We start from the raw sequence: 20,963 nt of genomic DNA on the forward strand, positions 1-20,963 counted from the left end.
AGAGTTGACCCCTTGGTCATTGAGATACCCGCTGGTATATTTTCAGCGCATCAGCCACTTCCGACCAGACGTGCAGCCCGTGCGATCGAAACGTGCAGAGGAGACGGTTAGCCATGAGCGACCTGACGCAAAAGCGGCCCGCTGTGACCGAACCGGCACCGGGAGCGAAATCGCTTGGCGCTCAATCACATTCGAACATTGCACCGATTCATATCTGGGCTGCGGTCGGCGGCGCGATCCTGCTCTTCCAGCTCTACGTGTGGATCCGCTGGATCACCGGACCGAACTTCGAGCGGGTCCCGCCGGGCCCGAGCGATCCGCCGATGTACATGAAGGCGATCCTGGTCACCTGGACCGCCGTGATCATCGTCGGACTGCCCGTCGCCATCTGGTGGTTCATCATCCGGCCCTGGCGCCGCGAGCGGCGCATCACGCTCGACGGCATGCTGCTGATCGCTTGCGGCCTCTTGTTCTTCCAGGATCCGCTGCTCAACTACATCAGCACATGGAGCACCTACAACACCTGGATGTGGAACCGCGGCTCATGGGTGCAAGACATCCCGGGCTGGATCTCGTTCGGCGAACCGGGCCGCATGATGGCCGAACCGTTCTTGATGAATGCGCCCGGCTACTCGTTCGTCCTGCTGTGCACGATGCTCGGCTGCTGGGTGATGCGCAAAGCCAAGTCGCGCTGGCCCAACATCAACACCCTCGGCTTGATCGGCGTGGTGATCGTCTGGACGTTCTTCTTCGATTTCGTCATCGAAGGCTTGTTCCTCATGCCGATGGGGCTGTTCACCTATCCCGGCGCCATTCGCGCCCTGTCGGTCAACGCCGGAACGTACTACCAGTGGCCGATTTACGAAGGACTCATGTGGGGTGGTGTCCAAGCGGGTCTTTGTTGTCTGCGCTACTTCACCGACGACCGCGGCCGCACCTTCGTCGAACGCGGGCTGGACAAGGTCCGCGGCGGGTTCGCCAGGCAACAGCTGACGCGCTTCCTCGCGATCTTCGCGGCCTGCAGTGCTTTTTACTTCGTCCTCTACAACCTTCCCGCACAGTGGTTCGCGCTGCATCAGGATCCGTGGCCCGACGACATCTTGAAGCGCTCGTACTTCTTGATGGGCGTCTGCGGTGACGGCACCGACCGAGCCTGTCCTGACCCGTCGTTACCGGTCCCCCTGCAGAATTCCGGGTACATCAATCCCCAAGGCAAGCTGGTGATGCCCGAAGGCGTCACGCCTCCCAAAGTCGTCCCCGTCGAAAAAGGTAGATGAGTGTTGAACAATACGTCGGCCGTTGTCAGGCCAGTAACCAACGCACCGTTCTACCGAGCGGTCGGCGACGAGGTGGAGGTATTTCGGGCGGCGGCGCGACGGGGGTTGCCCGTGCTGTTGAAAGGTCCGACCGGATGCGGAAAGACGCGCTTCGTCGAAGCAATGGCCCATGAACTCGGCCGTGAACTGATCACCGTGGCCGGCCACGAGGACATGACATCGGCCGACCTCGTGGGCCGCTTCCTGCTCAAAGGAGGGGAAACCGTCTGGGTGGACGGCCCGTTGACCCGTGCGGTTCGAGAGGGCGCCATCTGTTATCTCGACGAGATCGTGGAAGCTCGCCAGGACACCACCGTCGTGATCCATCCGCTTGCCGATCACCGTCGTGAGCTTCCGGTCGACCGCTTGGGCACGACGTTGACTGCTGCGCCGGGATTTCAGCTCGTGATCTCGTACAACCCCGGCTATCAGAGCGTGTTGAAGAACATCAAGGAGTCGACGAGGCAGCGGTTCGTCGCCATCGAACTCGACTTCCCGTCAGCGGACGTGGAAACGGACGTGGTTGCCCACGAGGCCGGGATCGACGTGGACACCGCGGCTGCTCTGGTGAAAGTCGGTCAAGCGATTCGCAACCTCGACGGCTCACCGCTGCGGGAAGTGTCCTCCACTCGCATGCTGATTCTGGCCGGCGGACTGGTTGCCGAGGGGCTCAGTCTGCGCAGCGCTGTGCGCGCCGCCATCGTGCGAGTCCTCTCCGATGACCCGGATGTGGTCCGCGCGCTCGGCGAGCTCGTTGACGCAGTCCTGCCCCGTTCGTGACGAATCCCAATTCCCCTGACCTTCAACGCTTTCGGCTCCTCGCGACGTTCATCGCCGGCCGGGCCGTCGATGTCGCCGCGGCAACACCGGGCCAGCTGGCTTACACCAACGGTCAGGTCATCTTCGTCTCAGCCGACGCGTCGGTCGGCGAGCAGCGTCGCGAACTCGTCGTGCAGAGCGCACTTCTGGGTGCGGGGTGCCTGGAGCGGCGCCTCGTAAAGGGACTGCGCGGGCGGCCTTCGGTGGCACGCCGCTATCTGGCGCTCGAGGGACGGCGCGTGCTGGCGGACTTGGCGCAGCATCTGTCGATCGCCGCCGAGATCCTGCCCGACGCGCCACCGAGCACCGCCACCGCCGACGAGTCGCTCCAAGTCGCCAGAAGCCGTGCGCGCGTTGCAGATCCGCCGAGCTGGTTCGGTGTCATCAAGCCTTCTCAACTGTCGACATCGCTGGCGGCTGCGGGCACGAAGGCAACGGACAAGGACCTGCACATGCAGTTCGATCTCAGCGGTCTGCCCGAGGCTGAGGACGACGACGAGGAAGTCGAAGACGAGTCCGGCCAAAGCAAGATCCTCAAGCTCTTCGAGAATCCGGTATTCAAAAACCAAGCGGTGTCGGACTTCTTGCGGAAGATGCTGGGCAGCTCGCGGTCCCCCGGCAACGACGCGGCGGGCGGTGAATTGCAGGTCCGCGCGATGCGCCGGGCACAGGAAGCCGGGGTCAATGCACGCCCGTTACCCACCCGGATCCAGTTCACCGACGACGCCAAGCCTGGTGCTGCGGTTGGTGTCGGGGGCGCCCTGTTCCCGGAATGGGATGTCTTCAACAACCGATATCGAGCCGACTGGTGCCGCGTTGTCGACTTCCCACTGACGGTCGACGCCGACGTCTCCGCCGCCGGTGTGGCGAAAGACGACGTGTTACGGCGGCGGCTATCTCGAGTTGGCTTGGGTCCCAAGGTGCTTCGCGGCCGCGCTGACGGCGACGACCTCGACATCGAAGCGCTCATCGACCTGTTCGTCGACCTTCGCTGCGGCTACTCGCCGCCCGAGCATGTGTACCTCGAGCGCCGCAAGCTGGCGCGCAATCTCGGTGTGCTCATCTTGATCGACTCCTCCGGATCAGCCACCGACAGTGATTCCGAGGGCCTCACCGTCCACGATCACCAGCGGCGGGCGGCGGCGACGCTGGCCGTGACCCTCGAGGAACTCGGCGACCGCGTTGCGGTGTATGCCTTCCGCTCGCAGGGCCGCCACGCCGTCCACTTACCTGCCATCAAACCGTTCGAACAGCGGTTCAGCGCTGTCGGGCGAGCCCGGCTCAACCAGCTTCAACCGACGGGCTACACGCGTCTGGGCGCGGCCATCCGTGGTGCCGGTGAGATCCTCAAGACTCAAGCCGGTACACCGAACCGACTGCTGCTGGTGCTTTCCGACGGATTTCCTTACGACGACGGATACGAAGGCCGATACGCCGAAGCCGACGCCCATAAGGCTCTCGAAGAACTGCGCGCGGACGGCGTTGCGTGCCTTTGCCTTTCGATCGGGGCCGCCGCCGATACCGACTCACTCGAGCGGGTCTTCGGTTCGGCCAGCCATGCGAGCGCCCCGACCCTCGCGGATCTAAGCCCTCGGATGGACGAGTTGTTCCTGTCGTCGCTGCGCGAACTGGCCGCGCCCAGCGCGACGAAGGTGCGTTCCTAGTTTTACTCTGGTCAGCTCTTCCGCAAGCTGTTTTCTCCTGATAACGTGCGCTGATGGCGCGCGTCGTATCCGAAACGGGTTCTGACCGAAGTCAGCGTCGGGCGTCGTATCAACGGCCGCGTTCGGTCGAAACCAAGCGCGCCCTGGTCCAGGCCGCGATGGCGCTGTGGCGGACCAACGGTTATGCGAACACCACGGTCGCCGACATTTGCCGTGCCGCGGGAGTGTCGAAGGCGCTGTTCTATTTCCACTTTCCGCGCAAAGAAGACGTGCTGTTCGACGTCGGCGTTCTCTCGACGCAAGCCGCACAGCGCACCGTACGCAAGCTGCTGAGCAAGCCGTACGAGATCCGCGGGGTCGTCGACGCGGCCCTGTCCACGCTGGAGCGATCGATGCTGCGCAATCCGCCGGAGCTGATCATCGAGACCATCCTCGAGGGCTACCGCCACGAGCATCGCATCCTGGCCGGTGATCACCCTGCGGAACCAGAGTTGGGGATGTTCACCGAATTGTTCGAGCGCGCCAGAAAAGACGGCAAGCTTGCCGCGGACCTCGACGTGCACCATCTGGCCTATCTGGCCGGGACGCTGGTCAGTGAGGGCGCGCGGCATTGGGCCGCAGGCACATTCGGGCAGCGTTCGTTCACCGACGTCGTCGGGGCCGACATCGCAGCCCTGGTCGCGGGTCACAGCAAGTAGGGAGGCGCCATGGCGTGGAATTTCGAGACCGACCCTCATTACCAAGAGCTGTTGGACTGGGCCGACACGTTCGTCCGCGAAGAGGTCGAGCCGCTGGATTTGGCATGGCCACACCAGCAGTTCGTGCCGCTGAACGAATCCCGGCGCAAGGTCGTCGATCCGCTCAAGGAACAAGTGCGCAGGAAAGGGTTGTGGGCGACTCACCTTGGCCCGGAGTTGGGTGGCCAGGGCTACGGACAGCTCAAGCTCGCGCTGCTTAACGAGATTCTCGGCCGCTCGCAGTGGGCTCCGATCGTCTTCGGATGCCAGGCGCCCGACACGGGCAATGCCGAGATCATCGCGCATTACGGCACGCCGGAGCAGAAGGATCGCTACCTGCGCCCGCTGCTGGACGGGGAGATCTTCTCCAGTTACTCGATGACCGAGCCGCAGGGCGGCGCCGACCCCACACAGTTTCAGACCCGGGCGGTGCGCGACGGTGACGACTGGGTGATCAACGGTTGGAAGTTCTTCTCCTCCAATGCCGCAACCGCATCGTTCCTCATCGTCATGGTGGTCACCAATCCGGATGTCAGTCCATATCAAGGCATGTCGATGTTTCTGGTACCCACCGACACCCCAGGTGTGGAGATCGTCCGCAACGTCGGACTCGCCGGTGAGCCGGACAACCAGGGCAGCCACGCGCTGATCCACTACGACAACGTGCGAGTGCCCGCCGAGGCGCTGCTCGGCGGCGAAGGCCAGGCATTCGTGATCGCCCAGACGCGGTTGGGCGGTGGCCGCATTCACCACGCTATGCGCACCATCGGCTTGTCGCGCAAGGCGCTGGACATGATGTGCGAACGCGCCCTGAGCCGCCACACCGCCGGTAGTTTGCTCGCCGACAAGCAGTTCGTGCAGGGCTATATCGCCGACTCGTACGCACAGTTGTCACAATTCCGGTTGTTCGTGCTGTACACCGCGTGGGAAATCGACAAGTACAACGACTACAAGAAGGTCCGCAAGGACATCGCAGCGGTCAAAGTGGTGCTGCCCACCGTACTCCACGACATCGCTTGGCGGGCAATGCAAGTGCACGGCGCACTGGGAGTCAGCAATGAGATGCCGTTCATGGGCATGGTTCACGGCGCGGCAGCGCTCGGCCTCGCCGACGGCCCCACAGAGGTCCACAAAGCCACTGTTGCCAAGCAAGTACTGCGCGATTACCGAGCCAGCGACGATGTCTGGCCCACCGAGTGGATCCCGAAGAAGCGCGAAGCCGCAAAAGCGAAGTTCGCCGAGTATCTCGAGAACGAAGTAGGCAACCTGTGACCGTTACGGCGGGTGACTCGGCGCTGGACATCGCGCGGCTTGCCGAGTGGATGGACAGCGCCGGTCTGCCGGGACACGGCGAGCCGCTGCAGGCCCGGTTTCTCTCCGGCGGCACTCAGAACGAGATCTACGAAGTCCGCCGCGGCGAGCACCGCTGCGTCATCCGGATTCCCCCTCGCGGCGCACCGCCCGATCGCGACAAAGGAATCCTTCGGGAATGGCGCATCATCGAGGCGCTCGACGGCACCGACGTGCCGCACACCCCGGCCGTCGCCGTGTGCCCTGACGCCTCAGTCCTCGGCCGCCCGTTCTACCTCATGGGTTTCGTCGACGGCTGGTCGCCGATGGGCCAGAAGTGTTGGCCCGCACCGTTCGACGCCGATTTCGACGCCCGCAAGGGGCTGGCATTCCAGTTGGCCGAGGGAATCGCGTTGCTGGCCAAGGTCGACTGGCGGGCGAAGGGCTTGACCGACCTCGGTCGCCCGGAGGGTTTCCACGAACGCCAAGTCGACCGCTGGACAAGCTTTTTCGAACGCATCAAGGGCCGCGAACTGGACGGCATGCAGACCGCGACCGCATGGTTGCGAGAGCACCGGCCGCTCGACTTCATTCCCGGGCTGATGCACGGCGACTACCAGTTCGCCAACGTGATGTACCACTACGGGGCGCCGGCGCGACTGGCCGCGATCGTCGACTGGGAGATGGGCACGGTCGGCGATCCGAAACTCGACCTCGCATGGATGGTGCAGAGCTGGCCCGAAGATCCCGACTCACCCGAGCCGTCGGCGATGAGCTACGTCGACATGCGCGGAATGCCATCGCGCGCGCAGGTGGTGGCGCACTACGCCGAGGTGTCGGGTCGTCAGGTCGACGACCTGGACTACTACGTGATCCTGGCGAAGTGGAAGCTCGCGATCGTGCTCGAGCAGGGCTTCCAACGGGCGGGCGATGACGAGAAGTTGCAAGCGTTCGGGCCGATCGTGCCGGAATTGATGGCGTCGGCCGCAGAACTGGCCGAAACCACCGACTACCGAGGCTGACGTGCGCGCTGCTGTGTGCCCGCAGTACGGGCCACCGGAAGTCGTGCGCATCGAGCAGCGACCGTCGCCGACGCCGGCGCCCGGTGAGGTACGGGTGCGCGTAGCCGCTGCGGCCGTGAACTTCCCCGACGTACTGCTGATCGCCGGCAAGTACCAGATCAGGGTGCCGCCGCCGTTCATCCCGGGCAGCGAGTTCGCGGGCATCGTGGACGAAATCGATAGCGACTGTGGGGATTTCGAGATCGGCGACCGTGTCGGCGGCACGGGACTGTTCGGAGCGTTCGCCGAACATGTGGCGGTTCCGGCCGCGGCCCTGGCACGCATTCCCCACGGCGTCGATCTGCGTGCCGCCGCCGCGTTCGGTGTCGCGCACCGCACCGCCTATCACACGCTGCGCTCGGTCGCACGAGTCGGCGCTGGCGACGAACTCGTGGTCCTGGGTGCTGGCGGAGGTGTGGGCCTGGCCGCGGTCCAGCTCGGCAGCCGGCTCGGCGCCGTCGTCACCGCCGTTGCGTCATCGGACGAAAAGCTCTCAGCAGCAAGGGTTCACGGGGCTCGACACGTGATCAACCACCGCCGGGCAGATGTGCGTGAAGCTCTTCGCGAGGCGGTGCCGACAGGCGCCGACGCGGTCATCGACCCGGTGGGCGGGGACCTGTCCGAGCCGACACTGCGGGCCTTGCGCCGCGGCGGCCGGTTCGTCACCGTCGGCTATGCGTCAGGAGTGATTCCCCGCATCCCGCTGAACCTGGTGCTCGTCAAGGGCGTGACGATCGTCGGGTTCCAATTCCAGGACGTCGCACCCGCTGAATTCCAGCGCAACGAGGAGGAGCTACGGCAGTTGCTCGTGTCCGGGCAGGCCGCTCCGCACATCGGCGCGGTGTTCTCACTCGACGAAACAGCGGCTGCTTTGCGCCTCGTCGCCGACGGACGAGCCGTCGGCAAGGTGCTGATCGAGTTGTGAACGCTCCCTCGCCCGGGCCAAGCGTGCGCAGATGCCCGTGCTGAGCGGCGTGTCGCCGTGCCGACACGCACGCTCGCGGAGGCCGGTGCGGCTAGCTGGCAGGGATGAGGTCGGCCGCCACGGATAGACAGTTGCGCAGCCCGCAGCGAAAGACTTCCGTCGGCGTGACCGAGGCGGCCGGCTGCGGTAATGCGTTGAGCGCCTGCGCTTTGAACGCCCGCGCCGCTGCGCTCAGCGGGTGCTGCACCGAGTCGACCGCCCGCTCGAGTTCGGCCGGGCACGCCTGGCCCCACAGCGTCACCTCGGTGGCGCCGTGCTCGAGGGCCGCCAGCACCCCGCGGCGGATGCGGGAGTCGCTGGCGAACAACTCTGCGGACACGGCGACCGTGTGAGGGTGCGGGCGCTCGGCCCACATGTCCAGTGCCTCCTGAAGATTCAGCGTCTCGGCCCCGAGAATCTGTATCGGTCGAAGGTCCTCGTCGCCGGCGATCAGCACAGTGACGTCCCAGCCAGCCATCACCCGGTCGAAAATCCATCCGCCGGCCGCCGCGACGACGTCGGCCACGCTGGCGCCAACCACATCGAGGCGGTACCTCATATCAGGCTCGGCCGTTCGAGCTCGCGGGCGAGCGAGTCTGCGTACCCCTTGAATGCGTCTGTCAAGGGGATCGAGGGATCGAGCAACCATGTGGTCTCCATTCCTGTGATGAACGCGATGATCTCGACAGCCTTGGCGGCCGGGTCCAGGTCGGTGCGGTACTTCCCGGCGCGCTGCCCGCGGCGGATGATGTCGGCGATGATTTCGACCGCGGCGCGATACCGGTCGACAAGGCGGTCGTGCAGCGGCGCCTCGGGGAGGATGTTCTCGACGAGCAGCACCGTGTAGGTGCCGATCAGCTCGGGCGCCCGCTCGAACCGCTCGGCGACGCGCCGGATCTCGACGACGAGGTCGCCCGACGAGCGGTCGGCGTGTGCGTCGTCGTCGGCATCGCGCGCGTCGAGCACCGCGTTGAGCAACTGTTCTTTGGATTCGAAGTGGTGCAACAGCCCGGCCGGTGTCACGCCTGCTTCCTTGGCGATCTGCGCCAGCGAGGTGTTGCGCCAGCCGTTGCGGGCCAGCAGGCGCTCGGCCACGGCGAGGATGCGCTGCTTACGGTCCTCGCCCTTCGCCAGCAACGTGGCGTACGGGCGCGGAGAGCTGGTGCTCAGAGCAGTAAGCCCGTCGTCCGCAGACACCCGACTCCTTCGTCGAAGACCAACCTAGTGAACACACAGTAGGTAGGTTTCGCCGCTGTGACAAGAGTCGCATTGAGGAAATTTCTTGACACGCGTCACCTCTGGGCGTGTCAGCGGCCGGTGGACCGACTCACAAGCCCAGCGACTTGGCGATGATCACCTTCATCACCTCGCTGGTGCCCGCATAGATCCGCGCGACTCGCGCGTCGGTGTAGAGCCTGGCGATCGGATACTCCATCATGTAGCCGTATCCGCCGAAGAGTTGCAGGCAACGGTCCACGACCCGGGCTTGCATCTCGGTGCAGAACAGCTTCACCCGCGCCGCGTCCGCGCCGGACAGCACGCCGTCGACGTGGTCGCGCACAGCGCGGTCCAGCATTGCCTGGGCTGCTTCGATCTCGGCAGACACCGCCGCCAATTCGAACTTGGTGTTCTGGAACGACGCGACCGGTGTGCCGAATGCCTTGCGGTTCTTGACGTAGTCGATGGTCGCGGTCAGCGCCGAGCGGGCCTGCGCTACCGAACCCACCGCGACGGTCAGCCGCTCCTGCGGCAGGTTGTGGCCGAGGTAGCTGAACGCCTCGTCCTCTTCGCCTAGCCGGTTGGCGAGAGGGACCCGCACGTCGGTGAACGACAGCTCCGCGGTGTCCTGCACCTTGCAGCCCATCTTCTCCAGTTCGCGGCCCCGCTCGAAGCCCGGCATGCCGTCCTCGACGACGAGCAGCGTCAGTCCCCGGCGGCGGTTCTCGGGGTCGGTCGACGTGCGGGCGACGACGATCACGAGGTCGGCCTGGATGCCGCCGGTGATGAACGTCTTCGCGCCGTTGACGACGTAGCAGTCGCCGTCACGCACGGCGGTGGTGCGCACGCCTGCCAGATCGGACCCGGTGCCCGGCTCGGTCATCGCGATCGCGGTAAGCAGCGTGCCGGCGGCCAGCCCGGGAAACCAGCGCTGCCGCTGCTCTGCGTTGGCGTAGTGCAGAAAATACGGCAGGATCACCTCGAGTTGGGTGCGCACGGTTGACAGCGTCACCAGCGCGCGGGCCGCCTCCTCTTGCAGCACGACGTTGTAGCGGTAGTCGTCGATCCCCGCTCCGCCGTATTCCTCGGGTATGGCCATCCCGAGCATGCCGAGCTCACCCATCTGCTTGAACACGTCGCGCGGCATCCGGCCGGCCTTCTCCCACGACGGGTAGTGCGGCACCACCTCTTTTTCGATGAAGTCGCGCGCAAGTTGGCGGAACGACTCATGGTCGGCGGTGAACAGGTCGCGGCGCATCACACCACCAGTTCGACGAGCGTCGCGTTGGCTGTGCCGCCACCCTCACACATTGTCTGCAGCCCGTAGCGAATCCCCTTGTCGCGCATGTGATTAACCATGCGGGTCATCAGCACCGCGCCCGACGCACCGAGCGGATGACCCAGCGCGATTGCACCGCCGAGCGGGTTGAGCCGCTCGAGGTCGGCGCCGGTCTCGGCCAGCCACGCCAGCGGCACCGGCGCGAACGCCTCGTTGACCTCGAACACCCCGACCTCGGACAGGTCGACACCGGCCTTGTGCAGCACCTTCTCGGTCGCCGGAATGGGACCGGTCAGCATCAGCACCGGATCTGCTCCGGTGACCGCCCCGGCGCGGTAACGCACGATCGGGGTCAGGTCGAGCTCAAACGCCTTCTCGGTCGTCGTCACCAACAGCGCCGCGGCACCGTCGGAGATCTGAGAAGAGTTGCCCGCGTGAATGACTCCATCGTCGACGAACGCCGGCTTGAGTCCGGCGAGCTTGTCCACGGTGGTGCCGCGCCGCACGCCCTCGTCGGCCGCCACGACGCTCGCGACGTCAGGGAACACCGGAACGATCTGGGTGTCGAACGCGCCGTTGTCCTGGGCGGCGGCGGCCAATTCGTGCGACCGGGCGGAATACTCGTCGAGCTGCGTGCGTGAAAAGCCCCACTTCTGCGCGATCATCTCCGCCGACAGCCCTTGATTGAACGAGAAATCGTGATACCGCTCGAGCACTTTGGGGCCGTACGGCATGCCGGTGGCGCGCGCGGCACCCAGCGGCACCCGGCTCATCACTTCCACGCCGCCGGCGACGACGACGTCCTGCTGACCTGACATCACGGCCTGCACGGCGAAATCCAGCGCCTGCTGGCTCGACCCGCACGCCCGGTTGACCGTGGTGCCCGGGATGGTCTCCGGCCAGCCGGCCGCAAGCACGGAGTACCGGCCGATGTTGCTCGACTGGTCGCCGACCTGCGACACACAGCCCCACACGACGTCGTCGACGATCGCGGGATCGATGCCGGTGCGCTCGACGAGCGCGCCCAGCACGACCGCTGACAGGTCCGCGGCATGCATGGTGGACAGCCCGCCGTTGCGCTTGCCTACCGGGGTGCGCACCGCTTCTACGATGACGGCTTCACGCATCGCTCTGCTCCTTTCTCGCCGGAATCCAGCGACCGGTGAAAGACGGCGTCCGCTTCTGGGCGAACGCGGCATAGGCCTCCGGCGCGTCTGCCGTGGCGAAATTGACTGCCTGCGCGCGTGCTTCACCCTTCAGCGCTTCCAGAAGGGTGCAGTCGGCACCCTCGTTCAGCAGTGCCTTGGTCTGTGCGAGCGCCACCGGCGGTCCCGCCACCAGCCGCGCAGTGACGTGGTCGACGAACGCGTCGATCTCTTCCGCCAAGACCACCCAGGTGACGAGGTTGAGCACCTGGGCCTCTTCGGCGTCGATCGTTTCCGCCAGCAGCGCAAGGCGTTTGGCCTGCTGAAGGCCGACCAGCTTGGGTAGCAGCCAGGAGCCGCCGAGGTCGACGGACAAGCCGCGCTTGGCGAAGATCTGCGAAAACGTGGATTCCGGTGTGGCGGCAACGAGGTCGCAGCCCAGCGCGAGGTTCCATCCCGCGCCGACGGCCACCCCGGTCACCTTTGCGATCGTAGGTACCGGCAATTCGTGCAGCAGCAGCGCCACGTCGGTGAGGTTGCGCATCTTGTAGGCGGGATGGGTGGGGTCGGCCGCGGAAAGGTCTGCGCCGGAACAGAATGCGCCGCCGGCTCCGGTGATGACCACCACCCGAACGTTGCGGTCGCTCCCGGCCGCCCCCAGCGCGTCGGCAAGAGCCAGCCACAACTCCCGGTTGATCGCGTTCTTCTTCTGCGGGCGGTTGAGCGTGAGCGTGCGCACGCCGTCGCGGTCGCTGGTCAGCAGGACAGGTACGTCAGACATCGACATCAGGCGTAGGCGGGCCCGATTGCGCCTTGATCGCGCAACCGGGCGATCTCGGCATCGTTGAAACCGAGCTCGGTCAGCACCGCATCGGTGTGCTCGCCGAGTCCCGGGACTGCGCCCATGGGCGGGTCGTAATCCGCGATGACGGGCGGCGGCAGGAGCGCCGGTATGGGTCCGTTCGACGTGTCGATGCGCCGCCAGCGATCCCGTGCGGCCAGCTGCGGGTGCACCAGCACTTCGCTGGGAACGTTGTAGCGCGCATTACCGATTCCGGCGGCGTCCGCTGTCTTCTGGACATGCTCCAGATCGTGCTGGGCGCACCAGCTTTCGATCGCGTCGTCGAGCAGCTCGCGGTGCGCGACCCGGCCGGCGTTGGTGCCGAACCGCTCGTCATCGGCCAAATCGTTGCGCCGCAGTATCTCTCGTGCGAGCCGCTGCCATTCGGCGTCATTGGTGGTGCCCAGGATCACGGTCTGTCCATCGGCAGTGCGGTACGCGCCATAGGGCGCCACTGCCGGCGAGCTCATGCCCAATGGCTGCTGGTCGATGCCCGAATGCCTCGTGTAGGTCAGGTGATAGCCCATGAGCTCTGCCGCCGCGTCGAACAGGCTTACACGAACCGCGTCACCGGCACGCTGACCGCGGCACAACAGCGCCAGGATCGACAATGCGGCGTACAACCCGGACACCACGTCGGCAACCGGCGGTCCCGGCTTGGCCGGCTGACCCGGCCTGCCCGTGACGGCGCACACTCCGGACTCGGCCTGGATCAGTAGGTCGTACGCACGCTTGTGGGAGATCGGGCCGCCGGGTCCATAGCCGTCGATCTCCACCGGAATGACGTCGGGGTGCCGCTGCGCCATCTCCTCGGCCGCGATGCCGAGCCGTGCCGTGGCACCCGGAGCAAGGTTGGACACCAGCACGTCGGCGCGATCCAACAGCCGATGCAATACATCAAGTCCCGCTTGGGATTTGAGGTCCAGCGTGACCGACTCCTTGCCGCGGTTCACCCAGACGAAATGCGCCGCCAAACCATTGACCACGTCGTCGTAGTGGCGTGCGAAGTCTCCCCCCTTGGGGTTTTCCACCTTGATCACCCGCGCGCCGAAGTCGGCCAGCGTGCGGGTGCACATCGGCGCGGAGACGGCTTGCTCGAGCGTGACGACGGTGATGCCGGCCAGCGGCGCGTCGGAAGGGGTCGACGAGCCGCTTGCGCCAAGAGCCGAGCGATCCGCCATCACATCACCATGCCACCGTCCACCGGCAGCACCTGACCCGTGATGTAGGAAGCCGCGTTGGACGCCATGAACACGAACGCGCCGGCGACTTCGGCCGGCTCCGCCCACCGCTTCATCGGAATGCGGTTCATCATATTCGCCGCGAATTTCTCGTTGGTTCGGATGGTCTCGGTCATCGGGGTCGCGGCAAGCGGCGCCAGCGCGTTCACGCAGATGTTCTTGGTTGCCAGTTCGCGGGCAAGCGATTTCGTGAACCCGATGATTCCGGCCTTGGCTGCTGAATAGTTGACCTGACCCAGCGTGCCGGTGATGCCGGCGGCTGACGTGACGTTGACGATGCGCCCGGTCCCGTCGGTGGGGATGTACGGCAAAGCGGCCTGGGTGACGTTGAATGCGCCCATCACATGGATGTCGAACAACAGGCGGAACGACTCCTGCGTGGTCTTCTGGAACATCGCCGGCCGGGTCACGCCCGCGTTGTTGACGACGATGTGCAGCGCACCGTCGGCCATCGCTGCGGCTTGCCCAGCCGCTGCATCGGCGGAGTCGCGGTCGGCCACGTCGAGCGCGGCCGCGTCGGCGCGGCCACCGGCAGCCGAAATGCGTTCGGCCACAGCGGCGGCAGCGTCCTTGTCGACGTCGGTGACCAGCACCGCCGCGCCTGCGTCGGCCAACGCCGCGGCAACCGCCGAGCCGATGCCCCCCGCGGCGCCTGTGACCAACGCGGAGCGGCCTGTGAGGTCGAAGTAGGAAGTCACGATCAGTAGCTCCTGGGCAGTCCGAGCACATGCGAGCCGAGGAAGTTCAAGATCATCTCCTGGCTCACCGGTGCAATCTTCATCAGCCGGGCTTCCCGGAAGTATCTCGACACGTGGTACTCCTCTGAATACCCCATGCCGCCGTGGGTTTGCAGCGCCCGGTCCGCGGCGGTGAAACCTGCGTCCGCACACAGGTATTTCGCGGTGTTGGCCTCGCGGCCGCACGGCTTGCCGTTGTCATAGAGCCAAGTGGCCTTACGCAGCATCAGCTCGGCGGCGTCGAGCCGGGCCAGCGAATCGGCAAGAGGGAACTGGATGCCCTGGTTCATCCCGATCGGCCGGTCGAACACGTGGCGCTCGTTGCCGTACTTCACCGCCTTCTCCAGCGCCACCCGGCCCAGGCCGAGTGCCTCGGCGGCAATCAGCATCCGTTCCGGGTTGAGCCCGTCGAGAATGTACTGAAATCCCTTGCCTTCCTCACCGACTCGGTCCTCGACCGGGATATGCAGGTCGTCGATGAACAGTTCATTGGAGGATACGGCGTTGCGGCCCATCTTGCGGATCGGCCTGATTTCGACGCGGCTGCGGTCCAGGTCAGTGAGGAACAGCGTCATCCCGTCGGTCTTCTTGCGCACCTCGTCGTAGGACTGGGTGCGTGTCAGAAGCAGGACCTTCTGTGACTCCAACGCCTTGGAAATCCACACTTTTCGGCCGTTGACCACATAGTGGTCGCCTTTGCGGCGGGCGAACGTGGTGATCCGGGACGTGTCCAAGCCGGCACCGGGCTCTGTCACGCCGAAGCACACGTGCAGCTCCCCCGTCGCGACGCGCGGCAGCGTGCGCGCCTTGAGTTGCTCGGAGCCGTGCACCACCACCGGGTGCATGCCGAAGATCGACATGTGAATGGAGCTGGCAGCGTTCATGCCGCCACCGGAGCGCGCGACTTCTTCTGCCAGCAGAGTGGCTTCGGTTATCCCGAATCCGTGTCCGCCGTATTCCTCGGGGATCGTCATGCCCAGCCAACCGCCATCGGCGATCGCCTGGTAGAACTCCGACGGGAATTCGTGTGCCTGGTCCTTTTCCATCCAGTAGTGATCGTCGAAGCGGCGCGCCAGCTCCGCGACCGACTTGCGGATCAGCTGCTGATCCTCCGTCAACTCGAAGTTCATTCCGCCCGGCACTCGTCCGCCTCCTTCGATCCTCGCTCAGCAGGGCGCGCACGCACATGCGCCGGTGCGGCCGTGTTCCTTCCACACCGGCGCATGCGGCGCATCGCCCTCGACTCAGTCCGTGTTGCCGGTGATCGATTTCGCGCTGGCGGCGAAGTCGGAGAACGACGAACCGGCCCGCTCCTTGTGTTGGCTCAATGCCCGGATCGAGACGTCGTGGCCCTCCGCCGCCTTGCGCAGCGCGCCCACCGTCGCCTGCTCCCGCGGAACGTGGGAGAACGGGTCGAACGAGTACCAGCGCATTGCGTTCTCGTGGGTCATCTTGTTGATCTCGTCGTCCGGAACATTGTTGGCGCTCAACACATCCCACAGCTCCTCGGGTGCACCCGGCCACATGGAGTCGCTGTGCGGGTAGTCCGCCTCCCAGCAGATGTTGTCCACGCCGATGAAGTTGCGCAGCTGTACGCCCACGGGATCGCTGATGAAGCACGTGAGGAAGTGCTCGCGAAACACCTCACTGGGCAGCTTTCCGCCGAAGTTCTGGTGCGTCCAGGTGGAATGCATTTCGTAGGTGCGGTCCACCCGTTCCAAGAAGTAGGGAATCCATCCGGTGCCGCCCTCGCTCAACGCGATCTTGAGGTCCGGATAATCCTTGATCGGCTTGCTCCACAACAGATCTGCGGCAGCCTGCACGATGTTCATCGGCTGCAGCGTGATCATCACGTCCATCGGCGCGTCCGGCGCGGTGATCGCCAGCCTGCCCGACGACCCGATGTGCACGTTGAGCACAGTGTTGGTGTCGCACAACGCTTTCCACAGCGGCGTCCAGTACTCGTTGTGGAAGCTCGGGTACCCCATCGCGGCCGGGTTCTCGGTGAACGTCAGCGCGTGCACGCCCTTCTTGGCGACGCGCCGAACCTCTTCGGCGCATGCCTCGGCGTCCCAGATGACGGGCAGCGCCATCGGAATGAACCGGGCGGGGTAGGCCCCACACCACTCCTCGATATGCCAGTCGTTGTAGGCCTGCACCAGGGCCAGCGAGAACTCCGGGTCCTCGGTGGCGAACAAGCGCCCGGCGAAGCCGGGGAACGACGGGAAGCAGATCGACGCCAGGATGCCGCCGGCGTTCATGTCCTTGACCCGCTCGTCGACGTTGTAACAGCCGGGCCGGATTTCGTCGAGGCCTTGCGGCTCGAGCCCGTACTCCTCCTTCGGCCGCCCCGCCACCGCGTTCAGCGCCACGTTCGGGATCACCGTGTCGCGGAACTGCCAGGTGTCGGACCCGTCGGGGTTGTGTACCAGCCGCGGAGCGTCGTCGATGTATTTCTTCGGCAGGTGGTTCTTGAACATGTCGGGCGGCTCGACGATGTGGTCGTCCACGCTGATCAGGATCATGTCCTCTTTGTTCATGACCGTCCTTTCGGTAGCTGGTAGGCCCGTCGGTCAGCGGTGTTCTCTATCTAAGGAAACTAGCTTCTCAATCTGCGAGAATCAACGTGTGGAACCGAGTGCGGCCGCGTTCACCTGCTGACTTCTCCCACGACAACCTCCATCTTGGCACTCCAGAGGGTCTCCAGGATTGACCAACAACGCAAAACGTGGAAACCTGTTAGGCGAAAACGGAGAACCTGATTCTCATCCTTGCGATGCGCTCTTCGCGCGAAAGCCGTCGCCGGATGGAGAGGAGATGCGCGGTGCGGCTGTCCCCGTTGCCGGCGGACGAGTGGGATGACGCCACGCGTGCGGCCCTGTCCGGCATGCTGCCCGAGGATCGGCGCAATGCCGAGGGTGCCGGCACGGCGTTGGCCACGCTGGTACGGCATCCCGACCTCACCAAGGCCTTCCTGCGGTTCAACGTCTACCTGCTGACCCAGTCCACACTTGCACCCCGCATGCGGGAGCTGGCCATCCTGCGGGTGGCGCATCGGACCAGTTGCGTCTACGAGTGGGCGCACCACGTCGATCTCGGCATGCGCGAAGGCCTGACCGATGACGACGTGCAAGCCGCCAAGCGCGGCGACGCCGCCGACGACTTCGACCGCATCGTGCTGCAGGGTGTCGACGAGCTCTTCGACGAGTCGGAGCTGTCGGACGCGACATGGTCGGCGCTCGGTGAGCGCTTCGACGACCGGCAGCGGATGGACTTCGTCTTCACGGTCGGCTGTTACACCGCGCTGGCCATGGCATTCAACACGTTCGGCGTCGAGTTGGAGAAAGACTTCGTCGCCAGAGCCGAGCAGAACAAAGAAGGAAGGTAGAAGCGGTGCCACATTTCACCAAACCCGCCGAAGGCAGCTGGACGGAGCACTATCCCGACCTAGGCACCGGTCCCGTGGACTACACCGACTCGGTCGACCCCGCGTTCTTCGAAGAGGAACGCGAAGCGATCTTCAAGAAGACGTGGCTCAACGTCGGCCGCGTCGAGCGGCTGCCGCGCACCGGCAGCTACTTCACCAAGGAGCTGCCTTCGGCCGGACCCGGCATGTCGGTGATCCTGGTCAAGACCAAGGACGGCTCGATCAAGGCGTTCCACAACATCTGCCGTCACCGCGGCAACAAGCTCGTCTGGAACGACTATCCGCACGAGGAGACGGCAGGCACCTGCCGGCAGTTCACCTGCAAGTACCACGCGTGGCGCTACAGCCTCGACGGAGAGCTGACGTTCATCCAGCAGGAAGACGAGTTCTTCAACGTCGACAAATCCGAGTACGGGCTCAAGCCGATTCGCTGCGATGTGTGGGAAGGGTTCATCTTCATCAACTTCGACGACGCTGCGCAGCCGTTGCGCGACTACCTGGGTCCGCTGGCCAAGGGCATCGAAGGCTATCCATTCGGTGAGATGACCGAGGTCTACACCTACCGAGCCGAGGTGGGCAGCAACTGGAAGCTGTTCATCGACGCGTTCGTCGAGTTCTACCACGCGCCGGTGCTGCACCAAAAGCAGTACACCCCAGAGGAAGCCGCCAAGATCATGAAGCACGGCTTCGAGGCGCTGCACTACGACATCGAGGGCCCCCACGGCATGATCTCGGTCTGGGGTGGCCAGGCGCCACCGCCAGATCTGAACATGGTCAAGCCGATGGACCGGGTCTTGCGCAGCGGTTTGTTCGGGCCGTGGGATCCGCCCGATGTCATCAAGAACCTCGAGCTTCCACCGGGGGTCAACCCCACCAGGGCGCCGCAGTGGGGCATCGATTCCTGGCACTTCTTCCCCAACTTCATGCTGCTGATATGGCAGCCGGGCTGGTATCTGACCTACCACTATTGGCCGACCAGCGTCGACAAGCACATCTTCGAGTGCAGCCTGTATTTCGTGCCGCCGAAGAATGCGCGGGAACGGCTGGCTCAGGAGCTGGCGGCGGTGACGTTCAAGGAATACGCGCTTCAGGACGCCAACACGCTGGAAGCGACGCAGACGATGATCGGCACCAAGGTGGTCGACAAATTCCTGCTGTGCGACCAGGAGATCCTGATCCGCAATCTGCACAAGGTGACCGCTGACTACATCAACTCGTACCGCAACAACGGTCGCAAGGAGGCGCACAATGGCTCTCGCAACTAGGCTGCCCGCCGAATTCGCCGATCTGGAGCCGTATTTGGATTGGGCCCTGGCCACCGAACCGGAGCGCTACGCCAAACGGCTGTCGTCCACCATGGAGGAGATGCAGGCCTTCTACGACGCCGCGTTCCCCCGGATGAACGACGTGATCGCGTATTGCGACAAGTTCCCTCTCGACGACCTTCCCGAGGACGCGCGCACGCTGATGCACATGATGCAGTCGCTGATCACCGTCTCGTTCCCGATCGAAGCCTGGAAGCAACCGAAAGTGCCCGACAGCGGTGCCACCTACGTCGACTGCATCAAGGAGCCGGTGATCTGAGCGTGGTCACGCTCAAGGCGGCTGGGCTGCTCGACGTCGACGCCGGCGAAATCGTCCGGCCGGGCATGCTGTGGATCGAAGGCGACCGGATCGTCGCACGAGGTGGCTCGGCCACCGACGGTGGCGACGTCATCGACCTCGGCGAGTCGATCCTGCTGCCCGGCCTGATGGACATGGAGGTCAACCTCCTGATGGGCGGCCGTGGGGAAAGCCCTGGGTTGTCACAGGTTCAGGACGATCCCCCGACGCGGATGCTGCGCGCAGTGGGCAACGCCCGGCGCACATTGCGGGCCGGCTTCACCACGGTGCGCAACCTCGGCCTGTTCGTCAAGACCGGCGGCTATCTACTGGATGTCGCGCTGGGCAAGGCGATCGACGCCGGGTGGATCGATGGCCCGCGCATCGTGCCGGCAGGCCACGCGATCACCCCGACCGGCGGACATCTCGATCCGACGATGTTCGCCGCGTTCGCGCCGCACGTGATGTCGCTGTCGATCGAGGAGGGCATCGCCAACGGCGTCGACGAAGTGCGCAAGGCGGTGCGCTACCAGATCAAGCACGGCGCCCAGCTGATCAAGGTCTGCTGTTCCGGCGGAGTCATGTCGTTGACGGGTGAGCCTGGCGCTCAACACTATTCGGACGAAGAGTTGCGCGCGATCGTCGACGAGGCACATCGCCGCGGACTGCGGGTGGCGGCGCACACGCATGGCGCAGACGCGGTCAAGCACGCCGTCGCGGCCGGTATCGACTGTATCGAGCACGGCTTCTTGGTCGACGACGAGGCGATCTCGCTGATGGTCGAACACGGCACCTTTCTGGTGACGACGAGGCGGCTGGCCAAGGCGATGGACGTGTCCAAAGCGCCGCCCGAACTTCAGGCCAAGGCCGCCGAGATGTTCCCCAGAGCGCGCACGTCGATGAAGGCGATTTACGACGCCGGCGTCAAGATCGCGGTCGGTACCGACGCGCCCGCAATTCCCCACGGCCGCAATGCCGATGAACTCGTCACCCTGGTGGAGTGGGGATTGGCACCGGCCGACGTGCTGCGGGCCGCCACCGTCACCGCCGCCGAGCTGATCAACGTCACCGACCGCGGCCGGCTCACCGAGGGACAGCTTGCCGACGTGATCGCCGTGCCCGGAGATCCGTTGGCCGACATCACCGTTACGCAGAACGTCAACTTCGTGATGAAGGGCGGGAAGATCTTTGTCAACAAATGAGCCGACAACCACCGAGGACATCGTCGCAATCCAGCAGTTGCTGGCCAAGTATGCGGTCACCATCACCCAGCAGGACATCGACGGGCTCTTGGAGGTGTTCACACCCGACGGCACGTACAGCGCGTTCGGTGAAACCTATGCGCTGGAACGCTTTCCGGTCTTGGTCGACGCCGCGCCAAAGGGATTGTTTCTGACGGGAAGCGCGCTGGTCGACCTCGACGGTGACACCGCCACCGGCACCCAGCCATTGTGCTTCATCGACCACGCCACCCACGACATGCGCATCGGGTACTACCGCGACACGTACGTCCGGACCCCGGACGGCTGGCGGTTGCGCACCCGGGCCATGACGTTCATCCGGCGAAATGGTGCGCACGACTCGGGCCGTCCCCACGCGGTCGGCCGACCGGCTCCGTGACT

At 65.1% G+C, this 20,963-nt stretch carries 21 protein-coding genes; 12 read left to right on the plus strand and 9 right to left on the minus strand.

Annotation, left to right across the window (positions count from 1 at the left end):
• The first annotated feature begins 113 nt into the window (after positions 1 to 113).
• The 7 genes from AC5Y4C_RS09745 to AC5Y4C_RS09775 are packed head-to-tail and all read left to right on the plus strand — an operon-like array spanning position 114 to position 7,812.
• On the plus strand, positions 114 to 1,277 hold the full coding sequence (locus AC5Y4C_RS09745; protein ID WP_499962535.1) for a spirocyclase AveC family protein: 1,164 nt from the start codon (positions 114 to 116) through the stop codon (positions 1,275 to 1,277).
• Complete coding sequence (locus AC5Y4C_RS09750; RefSeq protein ID WP_499962537.1) at positions 1,278 to 2,096, plus strand: CbbQ/NirQ/NorQ/GpvN family protein; 819 nt, start codon at positions 1,278 to 1,280, stop codon at positions 2,094 to 2,096.
• Positions 2,093 to 3,799, plus strand: coding sequence for a nitric oxide reductase activation protein NorD (locus AC5Y4C_RS09755; protein ID WP_499962539.1), 1,707 nt, complete (start codon positions 2,093 to 2,095; stop codon positions 3,797 to 3,799). Before AC5Y4C_RS09750 ends, AC5Y4C_RS09755 begins: the two co-directional genes overlap by 4 nt.
• A 53-nt stretch (positions 3,800 to 3,852) precedes the next feature.
• Complete coding sequence (locus AC5Y4C_RS09760; protein ID WP_499948710.1) at positions 3,853 to 4,497, plus strand: TetR/AcrR family transcriptional regulator; 645 nt, start codon at positions 3,853 to 3,855, stop codon at positions 4,495 to 4,497.
• 9 nt (positions 4,498 to 4,506) lie between these two features.
• Positions 4,507 to 5,808: an acyl-CoA dehydrogenase family protein gene (locus AC5Y4C_RS09765; RefSeq protein WP_499948712.1), complete on the plus strand. Its 1,302-nt coding sequence runs from the start codon at positions 4,507 to 4,509 to the stop codon at positions 5,806 to 5,808.
• A 50-nt stretch (positions 5,809 to 5,858) separates the two neighbouring features.
• Positions 5,859 to 6,848, plus strand: coding sequence for a phosphotransferase family protein (locus AC5Y4C_RS09770; protein ID WP_499909324.1), 990 nt, complete (start codon positions 5,859 to 5,861; stop codon positions 6,846 to 6,848).
• 1 nt (position 6,849) lies between these two features.
• Complete coding sequence (locus tag AC5Y4C_RS09775) at positions 6,850 to 7,812, plus strand: NADPH:quinone oxidoreductase family protein (RefSeq protein WP_499962542.1); 963 nt, start codon at positions 6,850 to 6,852, stop codon at positions 7,810 to 7,812.
• A 91-nt stretch (positions 7,813 to 7,903) separates the two neighbouring features.
• On the opposite strand, the gene AC5Y4C_RS09780 is transcribed toward AC5Y4C_RS09775, so the two are convergent.
• The 9 genes from AC5Y4C_RS09780 to AC5Y4C_RS09820 form a co-directional block, all read right to left on the minus strand.
• A complete protein-coding gene (locus AC5Y4C_RS09780) occupies positions 7,904 to 8,410 on the minus strand; it encodes a hypothetical protein (protein ID WP_499909053.1) in 507 nt (168 codons plus the stop codon).
• Positions 8,407 to 9,048, minus strand: a complete 642-nt coding sequence (locus tag AC5Y4C_RS09785; protein WP_499962544.1) for a TetR/AcrR family transcriptional regulator — start codon at positions 9,046 to 9,048, stop codon at positions 8,407 to 8,409. Before AC5Y4C_RS09785 ends, AC5Y4C_RS09780 begins: the two co-directional genes overlap by 4 nt.
• A gap of 130 nt (positions 9,049 to 9,178) precedes the next feature.
• Positions 9,179 to 10,327, minus strand: a complete 1,149-nt coding sequence (locus tag AC5Y4C_RS09790; protein ID WP_499962546.1) for an acyl-CoA dehydrogenase family protein — start codon at positions 10,325 to 10,327, stop codon at positions 9,179 to 9,181.
• Positions 10,327 to 11,475 (minus strand): thiolase family protein, encoded by a 1,149-nt coding sequence (locus AC5Y4C_RS09795; protein ID WP_499948722.1) that lies wholly within the window; start codon positions 11,473 to 11,475, stop codon positions 10,327 to 10,329. Before AC5Y4C_RS09795 ends, AC5Y4C_RS09790 begins: the two co-directional genes overlap by 1 nt.
• Entirely contained in the window at positions 11,468 to 12,280 is an 813-nt protein-coding gene (locus AC5Y4C_RS09800; RefSeq protein WP_499962548.1) for an enoyl-CoA hydratase/isomerase family protein, read from the minus strand. The genes AC5Y4C_RS09795 and AC5Y4C_RS09800 overlap by 8 nt, the downstream gene beginning before the upstream one ends.
• Positions 12,280 to 13,515, minus strand: a complete 1,236-nt coding sequence (locus AC5Y4C_RS09805; RefSeq protein ID WP_499962550.1) for a CaiB/BaiF CoA transferase family protein — start codon at positions 13,513 to 13,515, stop codon at positions 12,280 to 12,282. The genes AC5Y4C_RS09800 and AC5Y4C_RS09805 overlap by 1 nt, the downstream gene beginning before the upstream one ends.
• On the minus strand, positions 13,515 to 14,273 hold the full coding sequence (locus tag AC5Y4C_RS09810) for an SDR family NAD(P)-dependent oxidoreductase (protein WP_499962552.1): 759 nt from the start codon (positions 14,271 to 14,273) through the stop codon (positions 13,515 to 13,517). The genes AC5Y4C_RS09805 and AC5Y4C_RS09810 overlap by 1 nt, the downstream gene beginning before the upstream one ends.
• Positions 14,274 to 14,275: 2 nt before the next feature.
• Entirely contained in the window at positions 14,276 to 15,442 is a 1,167-nt protein-coding gene (locus AC5Y4C_RS09815; RefSeq protein WP_499909328.1) for an acyl-CoA dehydrogenase family protein, read from the minus strand.
• A 114-nt stretch (positions 15,443 to 15,556) separates the two neighbouring features.
• On the minus strand, positions 15,557 to 16,852 hold the full coding sequence (locus tag AC5Y4C_RS09820; RefSeq protein ID WP_499909065.1) for an amidohydrolase family protein: 1,296 nt from the start codon (positions 16,850 to 16,852) through the stop codon (positions 15,557 to 15,559).
• A 284-nt stretch (positions 16,853 to 17,136) separates the two neighbouring features.
• Here AC5Y4C_RS09820 and AC5Y4C_RS09825 point away from each other — a divergent pair, with 284 nt between their 5' ends.
• Genes AC5Y4C_RS09825 through AC5Y4C_RS09845 form a run of 5 tightly spaced genes read left to right on the plus strand, consistent with a single transcriptional unit; the run spans position 17,137 to position 20,961 of the window.
• Positions 17,137 to 17,700 carry a carboxymuconolactone decarboxylase family protein gene (locus AC5Y4C_RS09825; RefSeq protein WP_499962554.1) on the plus strand — a complete coding sequence of 188 codons (564 nt, stop codon included), beginning with the start codon at positions 17,137 to 17,139 and terminating at the stop codon, positions 17,698 to 17,700.
• Between the two features lie 5 nt (positions 17,701 to 17,705).
• The gene (locus tag AC5Y4C_RS09830; RefSeq protein ID WP_499909069.1) at positions 17,706 to 19,004 is read left to right on the plus strand and encodes an aromatic ring-hydroxylating oxygenase subunit alpha; all 1,299 of its coding nucleotides are present in this window, start codon (positions 17,706 to 17,708) and stop codon (positions 19,002 to 19,004) included.
• Positions 18,988 to 19,323, plus strand: a complete 336-nt coding sequence (locus AC5Y4C_RS09835) for a hypothetical protein (RefSeq protein WP_499909071.1) — start codon at positions 18,988 to 18,990, stop codon at positions 19,321 to 19,323. Before AC5Y4C_RS09830 ends, AC5Y4C_RS09835 begins: the two co-directional genes overlap by 17 nt.
• Before the next feature lie 2 nt (positions 19,324 to 19,325).
• On the plus strand, positions 19,326 to 20,543 hold the full coding sequence (locus AC5Y4C_RS09840) for a metal-dependent hydrolase family protein (RefSeq protein WP_499962556.1): 1,218 nt from the start codon (positions 19,326 to 19,328) through the stop codon (positions 20,541 to 20,543).
• Entirely contained in the window at positions 20,530 to 20,961 is a 432-nt protein-coding gene (locus AC5Y4C_RS09845; RefSeq protein ID WP_499962558.1) for a nuclear transport factor 2 family protein, read from the plus strand. The genes AC5Y4C_RS09840 and AC5Y4C_RS09845 overlap by 14 nt, the downstream gene beginning before the upstream one ends.
• The last annotated feature ends 2 nt before the right edge of the window (positions 20,962 to 20,963 follow it).

The sequence above is a fragment of the Mycobacterium sp. NGS35 genome (assembly GCF_059812855.1).

What these genes read in the sequence shown, in the direction of transcription:
- AC5Y4C_RS09745 (WP_499962535.1), top strand. Translation starts at nt 114, where the DNA reads ATGAGCGACCTGACGCAAAAGCGGCCCGCTGTGACCGAACCGGCACCG.
- AC5Y4C_RS09760 (WP_499948710.1), top strand. Translation starts at nt 3,853, where the DNA reads ATGGCGCGCGTCGTATCCGAAACGGGTTCTGACCGAAGTCAGCGTCGG.
- AC5Y4C_RS09765 (WP_499948712.1), top strand. Translation starts at nt 4,507, where the DNA reads ATGGCGTGGAATTTCGAGACCGACCCTCATTACCAAGAGCTGTTGGAC.
- AC5Y4C_RS09770 (WP_499909324.1), top strand. Translation starts at nt 5,859, where the DNA reads ATGGACAGCGCCGGTCTGCCGGGACACGGCGAGCCGCTGCAGGCCCGG.
- AC5Y4C_RS09780 (WP_499909053.1), bottom strand. Translation starts at nt 8,410, where the DNA reads ATGAGGTACCGCCTCGATGTGGTTGGCGCCAGCGTGGCCGACGTCGTC.
- AC5Y4C_RS09790 (WP_499962546.1), bottom strand. Translation starts at nt 10,327, where the DNA reads ATGCGCCGCGACCTGTTCACCGCCGACCATGAGTCGTTCCGCCAACTT.
- AC5Y4C_RS09795 (WP_499948722.1), bottom strand. Translation starts at nt 11,475, where the DNA reads ATGCGTGAAGCCGTCATCGTAGAAGCGGTGCGCACCCCGGTAGGCAAG.
- AC5Y4C_RS09800 (WP_499962548.1), bottom strand. Translation starts at nt 12,280, where the DNA reads ATGTCGATGTCTGACGTACCTGTCCTGCTGACCAGCGACCGCGACGGC.
- AC5Y4C_RS09805 (WP_499962550.1), bottom strand. Translation starts at nt 13,515, where the DNA reads ATGGCGGATCGCTCGGCTCTTGGCGCAAGCGGCTCGTCGACCCCTTCC.
- AC5Y4C_RS09815 (WP_499909328.1), bottom strand. Translation starts at nt 15,442, where the DNA reads ATGAACTTCGAGTTGACGGAGGATCAGCAGCTGATCCGCAAGTCGGTC.
- AC5Y4C_RS09820 (WP_499909065.1), bottom strand. Translation starts at nt 16,852, where the DNA reads ATGAACAAAGAGGACATGATCCTGATCAGCGTGGACGACCACATCGTC.
- AC5Y4C_RS09835 (WP_499909071.1), top strand. Translation starts at nt 18,988, where the DNA reads ATGGCTCTCGCAACTAGGCTGCCCGCCGAATTCGCCGATCTGGAGCCG.